Annotated in this window: 23 protein-coding genes and 1 riboswitch; of the genes, 14 read left to right on the forward strand and 9 right to left on the reverse strand. The window is 40.9% G+C overall.

The genetic code is table 11. From position 1 onward, the window contains the following. The first annotated feature begins 34 nt into the window (after positions 1 to 34). Positions 35 to 874: a LysR family transcriptional regulator gene (locus ACQKKO_RS11330; RefSeq protein WP_498647199.1), complete on the forward strand. Its 840-nt coding sequence runs from the start codon at positions 35 to 37 to the stop codon at positions 872 to 874. A gap of 10 nt (positions 875 to 884) precedes the next feature. On the opposite strand, the gene ACQKKO_RS11335 is transcribed toward ACQKKO_RS11330, so the two are convergent. After that, positions 885 to 1,088, reverse strand: a complete 204-nt coding sequence (locus ACQKKO_RS11335; RefSeq protein ID WP_203089158.1) for a hypothetical protein — start codon at positions 1,086 to 1,088, stop codon at positions 885 to 887. 177 nt (positions 1,089 to 1,265) lie between these two features. Here ACQKKO_RS11335 and ACQKKO_RS11340 point away from each other — a divergent pair, with 177 nt between their 5' ends. Beyond that, a complete protein-coding gene (locus ACQKKO_RS11340) occupies positions 1,266 to 1,850 on the forward strand; it encodes a YdeI/OmpD-associated family protein (RefSeq protein ID WP_498647201.1) in 585 nt (194 codons plus the stop codon). 25 nt (positions 1,851 to 1,875) lie between these two features. On the opposite strand, the gene ACQKKO_RS11345 is transcribed toward ACQKKO_RS11340, so the two are convergent. Continuing rightward, positions 1,876 to 2,754, reverse strand: a complete 879-nt coding sequence (locus ACQKKO_RS11345) for an AraC family transcriptional regulator (RefSeq protein WP_498647203.1) — start codon at positions 2,752 to 2,754, stop codon at positions 1,876 to 1,878. Positions 2,755 to 2,912: 158 nt separating this feature from the next. Between ACQKKO_RS11345 and ACQKKO_RS11350 the strand changes: the two genes are divergently transcribed. From ACQKKO_RS11350 to ACQKKO_RS11385, 8 genes are all read left to right on the forward strand, one after another. Continuing rightward, positions 2,913 to 3,893 (forward strand): aldo/keto reductase, encoded by a 981-nt coding sequence (locus tag ACQKKO_RS11350; RefSeq protein WP_498647205.1) that lies wholly within the window; start codon positions 2,913 to 2,915, stop codon positions 3,891 to 3,893. A gap of 137 nt (positions 3,894 to 4,030) precedes the next feature. Beyond that, positions 4,031 to 5,359 (forward strand): glycoside hydrolase family 140 protein, encoded by a 1,329-nt coding sequence (locus tag ACQKKO_RS11355; RefSeq protein ID WP_498647427.1) that lies wholly within the window; start codon positions 4,031 to 4,033, stop codon positions 5,357 to 5,359. Positions 5,360 to 5,482: 123 nt separating this feature from the next. After that, a complete protein-coding gene (locus ACQKKO_RS11360) occupies positions 5,483 to 5,740 on the forward strand; it encodes a hypothetical protein (protein WP_498647207.1) in 258 nt (85 codons plus the stop codon). Positions 5,741 to 5,750: 10 nt separating this feature from the next. Beyond that, positions 5,751 to 7,007, forward strand: a complete 1,257-nt coding sequence (locus ACQKKO_RS11365; protein WP_498647209.1) for an aminoglycoside phosphotransferase family protein — start codon at positions 5,751 to 5,753, stop codon at positions 7,005 to 7,007. A gap of 15 nt (positions 7,008 to 7,022) precedes the next feature. Then, a complete protein-coding gene (locus ACQKKO_RS11370; protein ID WP_498647210.1) occupies positions 7,023 to 7,322 on the forward strand; it encodes a TIGR04104 family putative zinc finger protein in 300 nt (99 codons plus the stop codon). A 90-nt stretch (positions 7,323 to 7,412) separates the two neighbouring features. Further along, positions 7,413 to 7,679 carry a hypothetical protein gene (locus ACQKKO_RS11375; protein WP_498647212.1) on the forward strand — a complete coding sequence of 89 codons (267 nt, stop codon included), beginning with the start codon at positions 7,413 to 7,415 and terminating at the stop codon, positions 7,677 to 7,679. Positions 7,680 to 7,703: 24 nt separating this feature from the next. Continuing rightward, positions 7,704 to 8,192 (forward strand): GNAT family N-acetyltransferase, encoded by a 489-nt coding sequence (locus tag ACQKKO_RS11380; RefSeq protein ID WP_498647214.1) that lies wholly within the window; start codon positions 7,704 to 7,706, stop codon positions 8,190 to 8,192. Between the two features lie 143 nt (positions 8,193 to 8,335). Then, positions 8,336 to 9,214 carry a cation diffusion facilitator family transporter gene (locus ACQKKO_RS11385; protein WP_498647217.1) on the forward strand — a complete coding sequence of 293 codons (879 nt, stop codon included), beginning with the start codon at positions 8,336 to 8,338 and terminating at the stop codon, positions 9,212 to 9,214. Positions 9,215 to 9,252: 38 nt separating this feature from the next. Here the strand turns inward: ACQKKO_RS11385 and chrA are convergent, their stop codons facing one another. Beyond that, a complete protein-coding gene (chrA, locus tag ACQKKO_RS11390; protein WP_498647220.1) occupies positions 9,253 to 10,428 on the reverse strand; it encodes a chromate efflux transporter in 1,176 nt (391 codons plus the stop codon). Positions 10,429 to 10,442: 14 nt separating this feature from the next. Then, a complete protein-coding gene (locus tag ACQKKO_RS11395; RefSeq protein WP_498647221.1) occupies positions 10,443 to 10,751 on the reverse strand; it encodes a PadR family transcriptional regulator in 309 nt (102 codons plus the stop codon). Between the two features lie 139 nt (positions 10,752 to 10,890). Between ACQKKO_RS11395 and ACQKKO_RS11400 the strand changes: the two genes are divergently transcribed. Then, positions 10,891 to 11,517 carry a pentapeptide repeat-containing protein gene (locus ACQKKO_RS11400; protein ID WP_498647429.1) on the forward strand — a complete coding sequence of 209 codons (627 nt, stop codon included), beginning with the start codon at positions 10,891 to 10,893 and terminating at the stop codon, positions 11,515 to 11,517. 171 nt (positions 11,518 to 11,688) lie between these two features. On the opposite strand, the gene ACQKKO_RS11405 is transcribed toward ACQKKO_RS11400, so the two are convergent. From ACQKKO_RS11405 to ACQKKO_RS11415, 3 genes are read right to left on the reverse strand one after another with little or no spacing between them, the layout of a single operon-like run. Next, positions 11,689 to 11,985 (reverse strand): putative quinol monooxygenase, encoded by a 297-nt coding sequence (locus tag ACQKKO_RS11405; RefSeq protein WP_498647224.1) that lies wholly within the window; start codon positions 11,983 to 11,985, stop codon positions 11,689 to 11,691. Positions 11,986 to 11,990: 5 nt separating this feature from the next. Then, positions 11,991 to 12,626 carry a nitroreductase family protein gene (locus ACQKKO_RS11410; protein ID WP_498647226.1) on the reverse strand — a complete coding sequence of 212 codons (636 nt, stop codon included), beginning with the start codon at positions 12,624 to 12,626 and terminating at the stop codon, positions 11,991 to 11,993. Between the two features lie 3 nt (positions 12,627 to 12,629). Then, entirely contained in the window at positions 12,630 to 13,073 is a 444-nt protein-coding gene (locus tag ACQKKO_RS11415; RefSeq protein WP_498647228.1) for a MarR family winged helix-turn-helix transcriptional regulator, read from the reverse strand. A gap of 167 nt (positions 13,074 to 13,240) precedes the next feature. Here ACQKKO_RS11415 and modA point away from each other — a divergent pair, with 167 nt between their 5' ends. The 3 genes from modA (at position 13,241) to ACQKKO_RS11430 (ending at position 15,575) form a co-directional block, all read left to right on the forward strand. Further along, positions 13,241 to 14,002, forward strand: a complete 762-nt coding sequence (gene modA / locus ACQKKO_RS11420; RefSeq protein WP_498647229.1) for a molybdate ABC transporter substrate-binding protein — start codon at positions 13,241 to 13,243, stop codon at positions 14,000 to 14,002. A 2-nt stretch (positions 14,003 to 14,004) separates the two neighbouring features. Beyond that, the gene (gene modB, locus ACQKKO_RS11425; RefSeq protein ID WP_498647231.1) at positions 14,005 to 14,679 is read left to right on the forward strand and encodes a molybdate ABC transporter permease subunit; all 675 of its coding nucleotides are present in this window, start codon (positions 14,005 to 14,007) and stop codon (positions 14,677 to 14,679) included. Positions 14,680 to 14,756: 77 nt separating this feature from the next. Further along, positions 14,757 to 15,575 (forward strand): STAS domain-containing protein, encoded by an 819-nt coding sequence (locus ACQKKO_RS11430; protein ID WP_498647233.1) that lies wholly within the window; start codon positions 14,757 to 14,759, stop codon positions 15,573 to 15,575. A gap of 39 nt (positions 15,576 to 15,614) precedes the next feature. Here the strand turns inward: ACQKKO_RS11430 and ACQKKO_RS11435 are convergent, their stop codons facing one another. Both ACQKKO_RS11435 and ACQKKO_RS11440 read right to left on the reverse strand, forming a co-directional pair. Further along, positions 15,615 to 16,571, reverse strand: coding sequence for a magnesium transporter (locus tag ACQKKO_RS11435; protein ID WP_498647234.1), 957 nt, complete (start codon positions 16,569 to 16,571; stop codon positions 15,615 to 15,617). 121 nt (positions 16,572 to 16,692) lie between these two features. Continuing rightward, positions 16,693 to 16,857, reverse strand: a riboswitch (M-box (ykoK) riboswitch). 52 nt (positions 16,858 to 16,909) lie between these two features. Then, entirely contained in the window at positions 16,910 to 18,367 is a 1,458-nt protein-coding gene (locus tag ACQKKO_RS11440) for an MDR family MFS transporter (protein WP_498647236.1), read from the reverse strand.

The following is an 18,367-nucleotide window of genomic DNA, read 5'->3' on the forward strand; positions in this document are numbered from 1 at the left end:
AATAAGAAAAACTTATAGTAGGGGAGAGATACATATGAAGGTTGAAGATCATCAATTGATTGTTGCGTTATCTGAAGCAGGTACGATTAAAGAAGCATCTAAAGCTCTTTTAATATCGCAGCCTGCAGTGAGTCAACGACTTAAAAGTATAGAAGCCTATTGGGGAAAGTCATTGTTTGTTCGGACGCCTAAAAAGCTGATTCCTACACCTAGTGGAGAGAAGGTTATTACGTTCTCTCAAACCATGATGAATGAGACGAACCATGTTCGAAATGCATTATCGATGGACTCGGATACGGTTGAAGGTACGTTATCGCTTGGGGTTTCGTCAACCATTGGCCAATATTATCTACCTGCTGTGTTGGGTGATTTCATTACGATGTATCCAAAAGTAAATATTGAGCTTTTTACGGGATTATCGAGCGAGATTATCAGGCAGCATGAGGGGTTTCATGTGTTTATCACTCGAGGAGATAAACCAACCGTTCCATCCATGCTTCTGTTAGAAGAAAGATTATATTTGTTAAGGAAGAAAGGAGCGCAATCAAACGTGTTAATTGAATTTCAAACAGATTCAAGCTTCCAAACAATTGTGAACCAATGGTTTATTCAGCATCCGGATCAACATATACAGACGAAAGTAAAGGTAGATCAAATGGAAACCTCTAAACAACTGTTGAAACATGGAATTGGAGCGACTGTTTTACCTGAGCTTGCTGTAGGTGACTTAGACTTATCAGATTATCATGTGACCTTGTTATCTAATGAAAATGAGCAAATCATTCGGCAGACATGGGTAAGCCATGCGGATTATGCCGAGACGTTTCCTCAGGTAAAAGCTTTTATTGCGTTTATTCGTTCGTACAACAAGTAAAAAAACCGTACTAGTCCGTAGAACTAGTGCGGTTTTGGTCTTTTTTGAATAATTTGTATAATTGTCGAGTAGATAATGCCCCTATAAGGATTCCTGTAAACACTACATTTTGTGCCTTCTCTAGAGGAATAATGCTAAGCTGAACCATTGATATAATAAGAATGGAAAATGCGACAAGAACCAAATGAAGGATAAATTTTGTTTCATCTTTCATAACGGTTATCTCCTATCTGTAACTTTATGTGATATTGTTATTGCTCATTATATCACATTTATAGATTCAAATAGAAAAGTGCATCATTCTTTATGAAATCTTTATTAATTTATGTCAATTGTTTGTAGACAGATCATCTAACGTATAATAAGGATCATTGAATAAGGAGGATTTGTAATGAATCAGAACTCAAAGGTAGATGCTTTTTTAGATAGGGAAAAAAGATGGAAAGAAGAATTCACTGCGCTTCGTCACATCGTTTGTGCAGCTGAGGTTGTGGAGGAGTTTAAGTGGGGGAACCCTTGTTATACAGTGAACGGTAAAAATGTCGTATTGATTCATGGATTTAAAGAGTATTGTGCACTCCTATTTATGAAAGGAGCCCTGCTGACAGATTCAGATGGCCTACTTGTTCAACAAACAGAAAATGTACAAGCAGCAAGGCAGATACGCTTTAAAGACCTTCAAGAAATCGAAGAGAACAGTGAAAAGATTGTCGCATACATCAATCAGGCGATTGATGTTGAAAAGGCCGGATTAAAAGTGGAATTAAATCTTGATACAGAGAAGACAATCCCTTTAGAGCTCGAGCAGAAGTTTCAAGAGAATACAGAGCTAGAAGAAGCCTTTGAAAAGCTGACCCCAGGACGCCAGCGGGCATATCTGTTGTACTTCGCACAGGCGAAGCAAGCAAAAACAAGAGAAGCGAGAATCGAAAAATACGTCCAACATATCTTAAATGGAAAAGGTTTAAAGGACTAATGTATGGTAGCAAATCCCCCTAGTTTTAGGACCTCATCTCCTGACTAGGGGGATTGTTAAATAATCGAGCGTACTCTCTACTAAATTGAGAGGGACTCTCATAGCCAACTTTGTATGCAATGCTTGCAATGTCCGATGTCTCAGTTAATAACAGACGTTTCGCTTCATTTAATCGTAGCTGTTTTTGATATTGTATTGGACTCATAGCTGTTACTTCTTTAAATTGCTTATGCAAGGTAGATGTGCTTACATTTGCTATGTTTGCTAATTCCTCCACTTTCATTGGTTGATCGTACGTACGTAATAGATGTGTAATCACATCCTTCATTTTATAAGCAAGGCTTCCTTCTATGACCATTTGTTTTAACATCGTCCCATGAGAACTGTCTAACAGCCAATACATGATTTCTTTTTTTAGAATTGGCGCGAGTCCTGTAATGTGAGAAGGGTCCTTAAGTAAATAAGTAAGTCTGGTCAAAGCATCTAATAACGCATGGTTGATTTGCTTCACAAACATCGCGCGATTCCTGCCTTTCCCTTTTAACGTTCGCTTTTGATCCGACTCGTCCATTAACTCAAAAATCTCCCCCAACGTAAATTCAATCTTAATTGCTACATAGGGTAAATCTTTTGTTGCTTTGACAACATGTCCAATAACAGGCAAATCAATGGCACCCACAATGTAATCTCCAGCACGATATGAGAAGTGCTGACTGCCCATGTTCATTTCTTTTTGACCCTGGAGTACAAGACAAAACGAAGGTTCGTTTACTCTTGGAATGGGTTGGGTGGGCTCAGATTCGCGAATGAGCGATAGAGATGGGATAACGGTTTTGTGTACTCCATCCTTCATTAAACGATTGATGACAAAATGTTTAAGATCAGTAAGTTGCTTATCATGCATGCTTCTTTTGCTCCTTTTTACTAAGAAGTATACGTTGAAAGGAAGGTACATGGAAGGAACCTAAGAGGAATAGGCAAGAATAAAATAGCTTTAGGTTAAGAGTTTCTAGTTGATCGTGTCATACTAAGAGTAACGTATAGAGAGGATAGGTGAGTAGAATGGAGTATGTCAAACTGGGTAAGACGGGTTTAGATGTTTCTCGCTTATGTTTAGGCTGTATGGGGTTTGGTGACTCCAGCAAATGGATCCATGATTGGGTGCTAAATGAATCTGATTCACGAAACGTGATTAAAAAAGCACTCGACCTAGGAATCAACTTTTTTGATACGGCCAACGTGTATTCGCTTGGTACGAGTGAGGAATATGTTGGAAGGGCGTTAAAGGAACTGGCACGACGTGATGAGGTTGTTCTTGCAACAAAGGTTCATGGGAAGATGCACGATGGCCCAAACGGTTCCGGACTTTCAAGAAAGACTATTATGAATGAGATTGACAATAGTCTTAGACGTTTAGAGACTGATTACGTTGACTTATACATTATTCATCGTTGGGATGAACATACACCAATCGAAGAAACGATGGAGGCGTTACATGACGTAGTGAGATCTGGAAAAGCAAGATATATTGGCGCATCTGCCATGTATGCTTGGCAATTCCAAAAAGCATTACATGTCGCTGAGAAAAATGGGTGGACACGTTTTGTTTCCATGCAAAATCACCTAAACCTAATCTATCGAGAGGAAGAGAGAGAAATGCTGCCACTTTGTGTGGAAGAAGGAATAGGAGTGACTCCTTATAGCCCACTTGCCTCGGGACGCTTAACCCGTGATGTGACAGCATCTACAAAGCGCTCACAATCCGATCAGGTACAGAAGTCTAAATACGATGGAACGGCCGATACAGATCAAATCATCGTTGAGAGAGTAGCAGACCTTGCACTGAAGTATCAAGTCCCTCGTTCACATATTGCCCTTGCTTGGCTTCTGCAAAAAGAACCTGTCACAGCGCCTATTATTGGAGCAACTAAGGAACAACATTTGATAGACGCAGTCGATGCGTTAAAGGTAAAGCTTTTACCTGAGGATGTAACGTATCTGGAAGAGTGCTACACGCCACACCAAATTGTTGGGCATAGATAGATTCAAGAAACCGTACTTGTTCTTTGAATGAGTACGGTTTCTTTCATTTTATGAAGGAGTCAGACAGAAAAAAGAGAAGGTATAATATAAGTTGTAAGCGCTATTAAAATTTACGTTCAAAGGAGGAGATTACACTGATTAAACCATGGGAAGCTGGAAAGCTCGCCGTTCATCCCAATCAGACCTATCTAGTCAATGGAGACCAACCATTTTTCTGGTTAGGGGACACTGCTTGGACGCTTTTTCAACGGTTATCCATTCATCATGCAAAAACGTACCTAATGAATCGAAAAGAAAAGGGGTTTAATGTAATACAGTCTATCCTCATCAACGTGGCGCATAAGGATGACCCTGTCAGTCATCAACAAATAGAGAACGAGGATGTGTTAAAAACCATTGCTCCTGACAATGCTCCATATTGGAAGCGAGTGGTGGAGCTTGTTGATTTTGCAGCTAATGAGGGAATGTACTTTGCTCTGCTTCCTGTATGGGGAAAAGTTGCTAAAAAGGGCTTTCTGCATACACGCAACGTAGAGGCATATGCCGATTTTTTAGCTGAGACTTTTAAAGATAAACCAAATATTCTTTGGCTGCTAGGTGGAGATACAAGGGGAGACCTTGATCCTGAGCTTTGGGATATATTTGGACAAAAGCTAAAAGCGAGTATGCCGAACATGCTGGTCGGCTACCATCCATTTGGCCGAACATCATCCTCGTATTGGTTTCATGAAAAGGATTGGCTTGATTTTAATATGTTCCAATCAGGTCATCGCAGATACGATCAACCCGCACTGCAATCATGGGACGACGCTTATGCACATGAGCCTTGGTATGGTGAAGACAATTGGCAATATGTCTTACATGACCTTGAAAAAACTCCGACTAAGCCTGTAATTGACGGTGAACCATCATATGAACAGATTCCCCAGGGGTTACATGATTCCTCCGAACCTTATTGGCAAGCGCATCACACACGTAGATATGCATATTGGTCTGTACTCTCGGGAGCGTTTGGACACATCTATGGTCATAATGCCATCTTCCAATCTAACGGTGCAGGTTACAAGTCAGAGTACGGGGTGAATGCGACGTGGGCTGAGGCGCTACATGCAAGTGGTGGTAGCCAAATGCAATTTTTAAAAAAGCTAATGCTGGAGATTCAATTTCAAGAATGTGAACAGATGCAATCGATTTTGTATCCACAGGAAGCAGAGGAACCGAAGGAAGATAAAGTCTTAGTCTTTGGACGTGATCAGCATCTTGTTGTGTATACGTACAGTGGCAAAGGCTTCTCGCTTCATAAACCGAATGCAAAATCGAACTACAACGCCTATTGGGTTGATCCTGTAAATGGAAGTAGAAGCTATAGTGGACTCTATTCTTTAAATAACGTTGTCTCGTTCCATCCACCACCAAAGGATACCGACTTTACAGACTGGGTGTTACTGCTTGTTGCAAACGATTAGCGGAGGGAAGGGCACTGTGAGGTGTCCTTTTTGAATTGGGATGCGCTGTCAATTTAATATTGAAGGTAATTGGAGAAAGATGGTAGGCTAGATAGAGGTGAAACAAATGGGAAGGAGAAAGCCATGAGAATTTGGTATTCGTATGTGTTTCTCGGTTTAACCATACTTTTATGTTTCCGGTTATTTTTTGATCATGGATTCTGGATTCCGTTTCTTTTTCTACTACTTGTTAATGCTCTTTGTTTGATTAGAGAACGCGCATTGCTGAAAAAGCTGAAGGATAATCAGGAAAAAGACCGTCAATTGGAATATGCAAAGTTAGCTATCACTCAGGTCGTGTTAACGGCTGTGTTATTTGGTTTGATGGTTATTGTGATTTGAGGAGGGTTTTATGAATATCCAGCTTCTACTGTATCAACCGACAGAGAATCGTATGCTTTTTATGAAAGAGAAAACGCAGTTATCTATCCCCTCCTTTATCGCAAAAACCTTTCATATCGCTGAGACAAAAGTCATCAATGACTATCTCCTGAATGAGTATCAATTACAAACAAATGTGGTGAGATGTCTCGATCAAAGTTCTACTCAAAGAGTGTACGAAGTGGAACTACTTACGCCAATTTTGAAAAAAGATCAACCCATGGTGTGGGCAGCTCCCATAGTCCAAGATAATAGAACCTTGTTGGCACAAGATCAGCAGTGGATCCTTGATCTCTGGTTAGCTAGTCAACCTTCAAACAAACCATGGATGCGATACGGGTGGCGAGAGAGTGTAGAGGATTGGGTTAAGCAGACTTTAACGGAAACAAAGCTCAAAACTACACAAATTCGCAATTGGGAGAAGTGTTCACTTTATCAGGTAGAGACGGAAACGGATTGCTATTATATTAAAACGGTCCCTGAGCTATTTGAACATGAACCATTTGTTCATAGTCAACTAGGCAATTACACCCCTCAAGTTTTGTCTATACATAAAAATGTTTCGATGTACATAATGAAAGGTTTAAAAGGAACATTACTAGGATTCTCAAGGAAACTAAACCATTGGCAAGAGGCGGTTAGGAGGATAGCTTCTGTTCAGAAAAGATATGTAACAGGAGATTTGCTAACTCAAATGGAGATTCCTTTACGACCATTGACTGAGGTATTAAGTGAACAATCTTTATTTAAAGCAATGGAAATATTGGAAAAAGAGATCCCTTCAAACGAATACCAGCTCATTCACTCGACCATAACCAAGGTTCTAGCTACAGTACAAACACTTTTATGTGAATTACCACTCTCGCTTGATCATGGTGACTTGTTTGGCGGAAACGTGATCGTTGAACAGGACATCCCTTATATTATCGACTGGTCAGACAGTTCCATTACGCATCCCTTTTTAAGTATCGTTCAGCTATTTAATGAAGTGACGAGCTTTTTTTCTGAGGCAGCAGCGGAGGAATTACTTTGTTATTATCTAGACTTTTGGACAGATTATGGTTCTGTATCTCAGTTAAAAGAAGAGTTTCACACCATTCAAAAATTAGAGCCAGTTTTTTATTTAGTTGTTCATTTACTTTACGTTTTTCCCGCGTTTACTGAAAACGTTGAAAAGGATCGCATCGTTCGAGAGTATTGTGTAGAGTGGACAACACATTTTCAATAAGGAGTGATTTGACACATGCCTACTTGCAATCATTGTGGGACACAGTGGACTTGGTGGCAGACAATAAAGCGTTCATTTACAATTAGTCCAGGTTTGCCTTGTCCAAATTGTGAGAATGAACAATTTGTGACGAAGCGATCGAAGAAGAAAAGCGGACTACTTGGTTTTGTGACTCCGTTATCGATTCCAGTAGCGGTTATGCTCCAACTCTCTTTTATAGGTATTTTACTTTTTTACGTAAGTTTGTTTGTGCTACTCATTAGTACGTATCCATTTCTTATTGAGCTCTCCAACGAGGAAGAATTCATGTTTTAAAGTCCAGCACCTGCCTAATTCACAAGCTGTGCATCTCTTTTAAGTCATGCCCCGCATACAATATTGAACTAACGTTAAGGGGCGCTACTTATGAAGAGATACAAAGGGCAAAAACAAGAACTAGTGAGTCGGTATCCACCGAATTTCGGAACACAGCTTGCTTACTTTGGTGGAATTTTGGCTACCCTCGGAGATGCGATTGCAACATGGGGAGTAGCGATTGATCTAGAGCAAATTCAGGTGGATGAGGCGAACCAGGCACTTGCGAATGATACACAACAGCAGGACTTAGCTGCTATTCAAAACCAGCTTGCTGAACTACAGAAGGAAATTCAAGTTTTAAAGAATAAGCAATAAAAACATAATCAGTAGGAGAATAGTATGATTCGCACATATACCAAACGTGATGTCCCATTTATTGTGAACTCACATTATGAGTTGTACCATCAGGAATTTCATTACGATGAAACGTTTAAGTCTTTTATTCAAAGTAAGGTGGACGGCATTCTTGCTCGCAAGAATCGGCGTGAGTCCATTTGGATTGTGGAAGGAGCTGGGGAAAATAAGGGCTCAATAGCGATTAACGAAGTAGATCGTGAGACTGCTCAACTAGGGTTATTTTTAATGGATCCAACTTTGAGGGGACAGGGGTTCGGCCAGAAGCTTATTCAAACGGCCATTCAATTTTGTATCGATCAGCATTATCACTCAATTATTCTATTCACTAATGAGGAGCTTGTTAGTGCACGCGTGCTGTATCAAAAAAATGGGTTTTCGTGTGTTGAGAGCTGGATTGATGTCAAATCAAACAAAGAATTAGTGGAGGAAAAGTGGAGAGTAGAATTGATTTCTGAACTGGACCATAAATAAGGCTATGCACTAAAAGAATTTCCCTTAGGCAAATCTTTTTTGCATAGCTTAAAGATGTTTACTCGGGCTAGAATATTGCTATAGACCCACTCAAACTGGCTGTGGTACGATGTGATTCGACTTTAACATAAAGAGGGAATCTAATGAATCGAACATCTTCCATCGCGCTTTTATCTGTTATTAGTAATGGGTCCGTCCTTACGTTAAAATTTATTGTGGGTATCATGACCGGCTCTGTCGCCGTCATATCTGAGGCGATCCATTCCTCATTGGACATGCTAGCTTCCATTATTGCGTTTGTCTCTGTTAGAATCTCCGGTAAACCAGCAGATTCAGAGCATCCGTTTGGTCATGGAAAAGTAGAGAATATTTCGGGCACGATCGAGACATTGTTAATTTTTGTAGCAGGTATTTGGGTTATTTATGAATGTATTCATAAGCTATTGCATCCAGAGGATATTCAGATGCCGATGCTTGCGATTCTTGTTATGCTTGTTGGAGCGACTGTTAATTTCATTGTTTCAAAGGTCGTCAAAAAAGAAGCAGATCGTGTTCAATCGGTAGCGATGAAATCAAATGCGTTTCATCTTTTAACAGATGTGTATACGTCACTTGGGGTAGCCATCGGCCTATTAATTGTTGCGATTACAGGATGGTATTTTCTGGATCCGATCATTGGGATTGTTCTAGCGATTTATATCATGGTAGAAGCTGTGAAGCTCATGAAAGAAGCGTTTCCTCCGTTGCTTGATGCTCGGTTGTCACAAGAGGAAGAAGAACAGATTTTAGATATTATTGATACGTTTGATGAGGAATTTATTGAAGTGCATGATTTTCGGACAAGACGTGCTGGAGCACAAGCATATATTGACTTTCATCTTGTTGTGTCATCACATGAAAGCATTGCAACCTTGCATCATTTATGTGACCGAATGGAAGAACGAATTGTGGAGGAGTTTCAGCAAGCAGAGGTTCTCATTCACTTAGAGCCGGAGAGTGAGCGTAAGAGTCATATAGAATAATATGAGAAATCCCATCCATTCCTGGACGGGATTTTTGTTTATAGTAGAGCCAACAATTGACCACCAAGAGCTCCTGCAACAACCACGGTCCAAGGAGGAAGCTTCCAGTAAGCAAGCATAAAAAACAGGAGAGCCGCAAGCGCAAAGTCAATGGTTGAGCCGATCGCACTTAACCAGATTGGCTGATAGAATGCCGAAATTAATATGCCGACAACAGCTGCATTTACCCCAAGTAGTGCTGCCTTCATTTGTTTATTTTGGCTCATAGACGACCAAAACGGTAGCGTTCCAAAGATTAATAGAAAAGCAGGTAGAAAAATGGCTGCAGTTGCGATGAATCCTCCGGTCCAGCCAGCGATATCTGCACCTATGTACGCTGCAAATGTGAAGAGTGGACCTGGAACTGCCTGAGCCGCACCGTAGCCAGCAAGGAAGGATTCTTCACTAATTAGGCCGGTTGGCACAAATTCTCTTTCAAGTAAAGGTAGAACAACGTGTCCCCCTCCGAATACGAGAGAGCCTGCGCGGTAAAAGCTATCAATCATGCTAACCCATGTGGAGGACATCCAAGTAGCGAGAAAAGGCAGACCAGCTAATAAAATGAAAAAGAGTGCTAGGCATACGGCTCCAACCGTCTTTGAAAGTGGAATGGAGAAGGAGTCCGTTTGATTTGTTTGTATGCCTTTGAATAGAACCCATCCAATAATCCCGGCGATCACGATTACACTTACCTGAGTAAGAACATGTGGGATGAGTAACGTGGCAAGTAGTGAGAATAAAACAATTGTCTTTCGCTTTAAATCAGGAGCCAGATTCTGTGCCATACCAATAATCGCATGGGCGACAACAGCTACAGCCGTCAGCTTTAATCCTTGTATAAAGCCCGCGTCCATCACATTAAATCGATTAGCGAGAAAAACGAATAAGATGAGTGCAAGGACAGATGGCATAGTGAAGCCAATGAATGAAATGAACCCACCAAGTGTACCGGCGCGAGACACTCCAATCCCGATCCCTACTTGGCTGCTTGCCGGTCCAGGGAGGAATTGACAGAGAGCAACTAAGTCTGCATAGGCTTTATCCGTGAGCCACTTTCGTTTGTTTACATATTCTTCTCTAAAATAGCCCAAATGCGCAATGGGTCCACCAAATGAAGTGAGTCCAAGTTTAGTTGACACCACTAAAATCTCAAGTAGCTTTTGAAAATAGGTCATATTCGCCTCCTACATTACTCTTTGATTTCCTTAAATAGTTCATACGCTTTGTTTCTGGCTTCCATTAGAACGTCTTCCCCTTGTTTCGTGATGGAGTAGTATTTTCTAATTTTCCCCTCCACCTTGTGGTCTTCTCTCGTTAAGAGACCGTCTGATTCCATGCTGTGGAGAATCGGATAAAGCGTCCCACTACTGATCTCATATCCGTGCTCCTTCAGTTCTTCAACCATCCAGACCCCATATACCGGGTGTTCTTTTGCGTGGTGGAGGATATGAATCTGAATGAACCCTAAAAATAACTTTCGAATGACTCGTCCTTCCATATTTTCGTCCCCTTATTCTAATTTCGATATCGAAAGTCTATATCGGTTTTCGACTCTTGTCAACAGGTCAGGGGGTTGACAAGGGGATGGTATACTTATTATGAACGTAAAAAACTAGAGTAGGTGTCACATCTTGAAAATGAAAAAACCAGCAATTTCAGAGCGATTGATAACGGGAGATTTCCGCCAGATATTTGATGAAGAAGATCCATATCTAAGCCAAATGAATATAACAGGCTCTATCTTCGAAAACGAAACGATCGATCGAGTTCATTTATCAAACATGAACATTTCAAAGTGTTCGTTTCAGAATAATAGCTTTCAACGAATTGATTTAACAGATGTTCATTTCGAACACTGTGATTTTTCAAATGCCGATTTAACCGAAGCGAGTATCCACCGAGTCACATTCAAAAACTGTAAGTTCATGGGTGCAGACTTGTCAGATGGACGATTTGGACATGTCACGTTTGATGAGTGCTTATTAAACCTAAGTCAGTTTGGTGACTCGAAAATGGAGAAAGTCGCTTTTCATGCGTGCAACCTGACAAGTGCTGACTTTTATCAATGTAAATTAAAAGAAGTTGAATATACAGATAGCAAGCTCGATGGAGTCAGCTTTGATCGTACGAAGCTAAAAGGAATTGATTTAAGTACATCGCAATTTGATTCCTTAGTTGTTTCACTCGAGGACTTAAAAGGTTGTATCGTATCAGAGTGGCAAGCTCTTGCCTTTGCAAGGATGCTGGGGCTGGTCGTGAAGTAGAATAAAAATGGTGAGAGGATCAGGTGTAGATGATCCTCTCTTTTTTTATGTAGGTGGAGGTTTACAAAGAGGAAAGAATGGAATACATCGGGCTGGAGCAGAAATACATCCGACAGTCGACCTCTTTATATAAAAAAATGCCCGGATTCAACCGGGCATTCTCTCCATTATTTACAGTTCGAGCTGTTCTCCAGCAAATGCTTTTGCTTCAGCAGGTCCAGCTAGGAATTCAGGAATTTCTTTTAAGAATGCAGTGAAATGCTCACTTGCATTGTGGATTTTTGTTGCTTCCTCGTCTTTCCATGTTTCGATCATGGAGTAGGTTTGATCTTCTTCTGTGCTTTTCATTAATTCATACGAAATGTTGCCTTCTTCTTTACGTGTTTCTGCTACTAAGTTGTGCATTAATTTTAGAAAGCCTTCTTCTTTTTCTGCTTTAATTTGAAAACGTACGTGTGTAATAATCATGTGTGTTATCTCCATTCTACAATTTGATTGACGTCTAGACGTGAAGAAGAATAGCCTTCTTCATTAGCTTTACCGATAGAAAGTAGCATAACCGGATAGTAGCGTTCTTTATCCATGTTAAATGCTTCAGCAATTTTATCTTTTTCATATCCACCCATTGGGTTTGTGTCATATCCGTGAGCACGCGCAACAAGCATTAGCTGCATTGAGATTAAACTTGCATCAATGACGTTCATTTCTTTTAGCTGCTCATGGCTCATTCCAGCAAGTAATCCGGATACCGTTTTTAGTTGACGGTCTTTGACTTCTTGAGGCATAAACCCTTGCTCTACAGCTGTTGTTAAGATGCCTTCAAGATATTCTTGGCTTTGCATATCAGCAAAGACAGCGATGACTGCAGAAGATGTTTCAACCTGCATCTTATTGAATTTTGCGAGTGGCGTAAGTGTTTCTTTACCTTCTGGTGTGTCGATCACAACAAAACGCCAAGGCTGAAGGTTGACTGAAGAGGGTGCTTTTGATGCTTCAGCAATGATTTCGCTTAGTTCGTCTCTGCTGATTTTTACACTTTGGTCGTACGAACGAATGGAACGACGACCTAGTACGATTTCATTAAAGTCATTTGTTTTTGCTGGTTGCATGGGTTATTTCTCCTTTTTTTCGATGGAATCAATATTTTCTTGGATCTGGCTTAATAGCTGATCCAGTGTATCGCAGTCTTGTTCGGAAAGACCTTTGAACAGCTGCTCTGTAAAATGGGTTCGTTCATCACAATAAGAGAGAACACGGCGCAGGCCTTCTTCTGTCATTTTGACAAAGGTGACACGGTTATCTTCTTCTGATTTACGCCTGGTGACCATGCCCTTTTCTTCAAGCTGTTTGAGGTGCCGGGTAATTGCAGCATTGTCGATATTCACTCGCTGCTGTAATTCTTTTTGGCTTAATTCGTTTGCCTCATATATCGCATGAATGATTTCAAGACGAGACTGACTAATACCTGTACATCGTTCAAACTTTGGCATCAGCCGCTTATTAATTTCATTAAATCGAAACAGAGCCTTAGCTTGAGTAGATTCATGATCCCGCAAATGCGTTCACCTCCAAATTGTTTGATGGGTCAATCATTGACGTATCAAATAATAATAGAAAAACGTAAAACTGTCAACCGAATTGATTTTAGTTTAAGAAGAATACCCTTCTTCTTTTATTTACCTTATAATTAATAGAATAAATAAATTGTATGGAAGTGGTACGAATGAAGAAGAGAATTGGAGCGCTAGTGTTTGCAGTCATGCTTACTGCTTGTGGAACCAATGCGGATTCCTCGCAGCCTGAAGAGATTCATGTCATGGCTGCGGCAAGTCTAACGGATGCACTTGAGGAAATGAAAACTACATATGAAGAGGAACATCATGTAAAGCTCATTATTAATTATGGATCATCTGGAAAGCTCCGAGAACAAATTACGCAAGGTGCTCCAGCAGATCTGTTTCTTTCAGCATCATCCACTGATATGAATCAATTAATAGAGAATGATGAAATGGAAGAGTCCTCTAATCTGCTGATGAACCGACTTGTCTTGATTGCCACACCTGAGGTTGCGGACACAGTACAAGACGTGAATGATCTGACAAATGAGCAGCTCCAAAAGATTTCCATTGGACAACCCGAAAGCGTACCTGCAGGAAGGTATTCCAAACAAGCGCTGGAGTCGCTCGGACTATGGGACGAGTTAGAAGATCGTTTGATTTACGGATCAGATGTACGTCAGGTTCTTACGTACGTTGAAACGGGGAATGCGGATGCAGGTCTTGTTTATGAAACGGATGCAATGACATCTTCAAGTATAGAGTTTATTAACACCATCCCTGAAGAGACACATGATCCCATTCACTATCCAATCGGACTCGTAAAAGAGGCGGCAAGTCAAGAAACAGCAGTAGACTTCTACGAGTATTTACAAACAGAAGAAGCGCTAAATGTGTTTGAATCGTATGGATTTAGTAGAGGAGAATAACAATGGGAGAGGAATTTTGGACGCCCATTTTTGTTTCATTAAGAGTTGTTATTGTTGCCAGCATTCTCGCATTTCTTTTAGCTGTCCTATTCGCTTGGTGGCTGAAAAAGAGAACCTTTAAAGGGAAGATTGTTGTCGAAACAGTACTGATGCTACCATTAGTTCTACCACCGACAGTTATTGGATTTGGTCTGCTTGTGATCTTTGGCAGACGGAGCCCTGTTGGACAATGGTTTGAGGCAGTGTTTAACCAGAGTATTGTATTCTCCTATTTAGCCGCCGTTATTGCGGCTACCGTTGTGGCATTCCCATTAATTTATCAAATGCTCATTAACGGGTTTGAAGCCGTTGAAGATGAGCTCGAGCATGCAGCGAGACAGATGGGGGCCAGTGAATGGAAGGTATTTTATCATGTGACACTTCCTATGACATGGAGACAGGTTGTCTCGGCTTATATGCTGGGCTTTGCTCGGGCGCTGGGTGAGTTTGGGGCGACGTTAATGTTTGCCGGGAGTATTGCGGGATTAACACGAACCATTCCGACTAGCATATACATTGCCGTAGAGTCTGGAAATGTACTACTCGCCTACTATTGGGTGTTCTCGATTATTTTATTTGCCTTTGTCTTACTTGCTGTAGTTCAGAGATTAAAGAAAATGGATGTTCATTCAATCTAGGTTATTCATTGATATTCAGTCAATCAATGGTACAGTTAGGGAAGAGTTAAAAGTCTAATCATTTAGGAGTTTTATACATGCAGGGTTCATTTGAGAACTTCCAGGCTATTAAAGACGAGATTTTAAAGCATAAGGATGAGCTAATCTCGATGCCTCAGGGGCACTCAGTTGTTAGTGATAATACATTAACGATGCAACTATCTCCTTGGAGAAAAAAACTGATTGAGGTTTATGCAAATTCGATCATAACTTCTCCAGATTCTTCGAGCCATCATATTGAAGAGTGGGGCAAAGAAGTATCAGGCTTACTCGTTCAATTAAAGTTCCCTTTAGACGTTGGCTTACACGAGATATCTTTTTACCGAAACAGTATTGGTGAAATAGTGAGAGACGAAGCGATACGTCAAGAACTAAGCATTAATGAGTTTTACTCCATTATCTCTGAATTTGATGCGGTTGTTGACCAAGCTGTGCAGATTGTTAGCCGGTCATATATGGAAGAATTCCACCGAACCATTGAAGTAGCAAAGTATGCGATTGATGAGCTCTCTGTTCCGGTTGTTCAGCTAACAAAGGATACCGGGGTGATTCCACTTATTGGGGAGATTGATACAAACCGGGCACAATACCTTCTGTTAAACGCTTTGGATCAAGGTGCTGAATTAAAGCTCAGTCGAATCATTATTGATCTTTCTGGTGTCAGCGTAGTTGATACAATGGTAGCCGGACAAATCTTTAAAGTGATGTCTTCACTAAAATTAATTGGAATTGATTCGGTACTGAGTGGGGTACGACCAGAGGTTGCGCAAACGATGGTGAATCTCGGAATTAAGGTTGAAGGAAAGGTATACTCAAGCTTACGTAAAGCAATCGAACATAAAAAGCTTGTTGATTAATAAGTAGGGCGGACACCGAATCAAGGTGTCCGCCTTTTTTTATAAATAGTGGAGTAGAGCACTTGCAATATAGAAATAGATAAACAGGCTAAGAATATCGCTGACTGCCGTGACACAAGGTCCTGAAGCAAAAGCTGGATCCATTTTAAACTGATAGAGAAGTAAAGGGACAGCCACACCTACTAAGCATGTAACCGATAAGGAAAACCAAATGGCCAGACCAACAATACCTCCAATGAGCCAGCTCCCACCGAAGTAAGGAAGAAGTGGAATGAGTAGTGTGATAACTAATCCGCATGCAAGACCTGTAAGAATCCCGGTTCCGAGCTGCTTTCGTAACATGTGTATAATGTCTCCACGACTGAAAGATTTTGAAGATAATCCTCTCACAACAAGGGCTAATGATTGTGTCCCGATGTTACCGGCAGATCCCATGACTAAAGGGATAAAGATGGCTAGTAGGACCACAGATTCAAGTGCCTGTTCAAAGTGCTTAATGACACCACCCGTTAACAGGCCAATGATCATTAATAAAATTAACCAGGGAGCTCGTTTCCGTGTTCCAGCTATAGGGGAGAGAGTAAGGTCCGTGGTTACTTCCTCTTGTTTTGGTTCAATGGAGGCATCCATTGCTCGCCGCAGATCACTTGTGTTGACGACTCCTACTATATGATTTCGTTCATCTAAAATAGCCATCGCATCTTCGGTGGTTTCGTTGATTTGTTCTGTCATTTGATTCAATTCTTCATGCAGCCTTAAAGCTAAACAAGAAGAGTTCATAACCTCTGAAATTAATACATCGTGATCTGAGGTTATTAGATCTTTTAATGAAAGTGTGCCCACTAGTTTTTCTTCCTCATTCACCACGTATAGATTTGAAGAAGTGGAAGGAGAATCTGTTGTTCTCATTCGGTGGAGAACGTCCTCTACGGAGAGTGAATCTACATAAGTTAAAAACGTAGTGCTCATCATTGATTTGAGTGTCATTGCTTGCATAGTGTTTCCTCCTCTCAAGACTCGGAAACAGAAAAAAGGTACCTTCAACGAATGAAGATACCTTTCGAAATAGCGTTTAGAGCATGCTTAATACGCATACGGGTACATCGAATAACATGGTTGCAGACCTCATTCGTAGAGCTTTAGCACTGTGTGGCATAGGATAATACCAGCTACGTTAAAAACCACCTTATCTCGATGGTTCCTGTTGACCCGTTGGCGTCTTTCGATGTTTCCGGGCAGCAGCGTATCTCCAACACAGGAGCCTCACCTAACGATCCTTTATTCTGTTCGGTGTCTATCGTAAAACGGATTCCACCATTTGTCAATCTTGCTTTTTATTTTAGTTCGCTTTGTTTACTGCGACGAACAAGCAGTGCTAGAAGAACAGCAGCACACGCAAAATAAAGTCCAGTTGAGAAGCTTAATTGTGAACCATACGTCATTGCATCAATTGTATCTGCATCGGTAGGATTCGTAATATCAGCAAGGAAATTTTGCTGTCCATTTTCCATAACAGCAATGAACAATGCTGCACCAATGGCTCCAGAAACCTGCATTAGTGTATTAGCAATAGCTGTACCGTGTGGATAAAGCTTTGTTGGTAATTGATTCAAACCGTTTGTTTGTGCTGGCATCATAATCATCGCCACAGAGATCATTAAGAATGTGTGCTGAAGCACAATGATCCAAACAGGAACACCTGGAGTAGTGAAACGGAAAGTAAAGACAGAGATTGCTAAAAGTATTGTACCTGGAATTAAGATCGGGCGAGGCCCAAATTTATCAAACAGGCGTCCCATAATTGGTGACATCGCTCCGTTAATTAATCCACCCGGAAGCATAATCAGTCCGGCTGTTACAGCGGATAAGGCAAGAGCACCTTGCATATATAGTGGCAAGACAAGCATCATTGCAAACATCGTCATCATAACAAGCATAACGAGGAGTAATCCCACTAAAAACATTGGATAGCGGAACACACGAATATCAAGCATAGGTTTCTCTAAACGTAGCTGTCTCCAGCTGAATAGACCAAGTGAGATAAATCCAACAATTAAACAAGTGAATACAACAGGATCGGTGAAGCTAGCGTCGCCTTTTCCGGCTGCACTAAACCCATAAACAATTCCACCGAAACCTAGTGTTGATAGAATGAAAGAAATAATGTCCAAAGTTGGCTTTGAAACTTCTGTCACATTCTTTAAGGTCTTCATTCCTAAAACAAGGGAGAAGATCGCAATTGGTATGACGATAAAGAATAACCAACGCCAAGACAAGCTCTCTACAATTAATCCTGAGACAGTTGGTCCAATTGCTGGTGCAAACATAATGACAAGACCAACCATACCCATTGCCGCACCACGACGTTCAATCGGAATCACAGAAAGGATCACGTTGGTAAGTAGCGGAATCATAATCGCTGTTGCGACCGCTTGAACGAGTCGTCCAACAAGTAAGATGGAGAACACTGGGCTAAACCCTGATATAATCGTCCCTAGTGTAAATAACGACATCGCTGTAATAAACAGCTGACGTGTTGTAAAACGTTGCATGAAATATGCTGAGATCGGAATCAACGTCCCAATGATCAACATATATCCAGTGACTAACCACTGAACCGTACTATACGCAACATTAAAATCCACAGTAATGGCATTTAATGCAACGTTTAAAATCGTTTCATTTAAAATGGCAACAAATGCTCCAGAAAGCAATACGGCTAGAAGCGGTACGACTTTTATCTCCGGCATATCTTTTTTTGCGTTTGTTTGCTCTGTATGTCCTACGTCCAC

The organism is Alkalihalobacillus sp. NPDC127517, from assembly GCF_050276055.1.
Lineage (GTDB): Bacteria > Bacillota > Bacilli > Bacillales > Bacillaceae_D > Alkalicoccobacillus.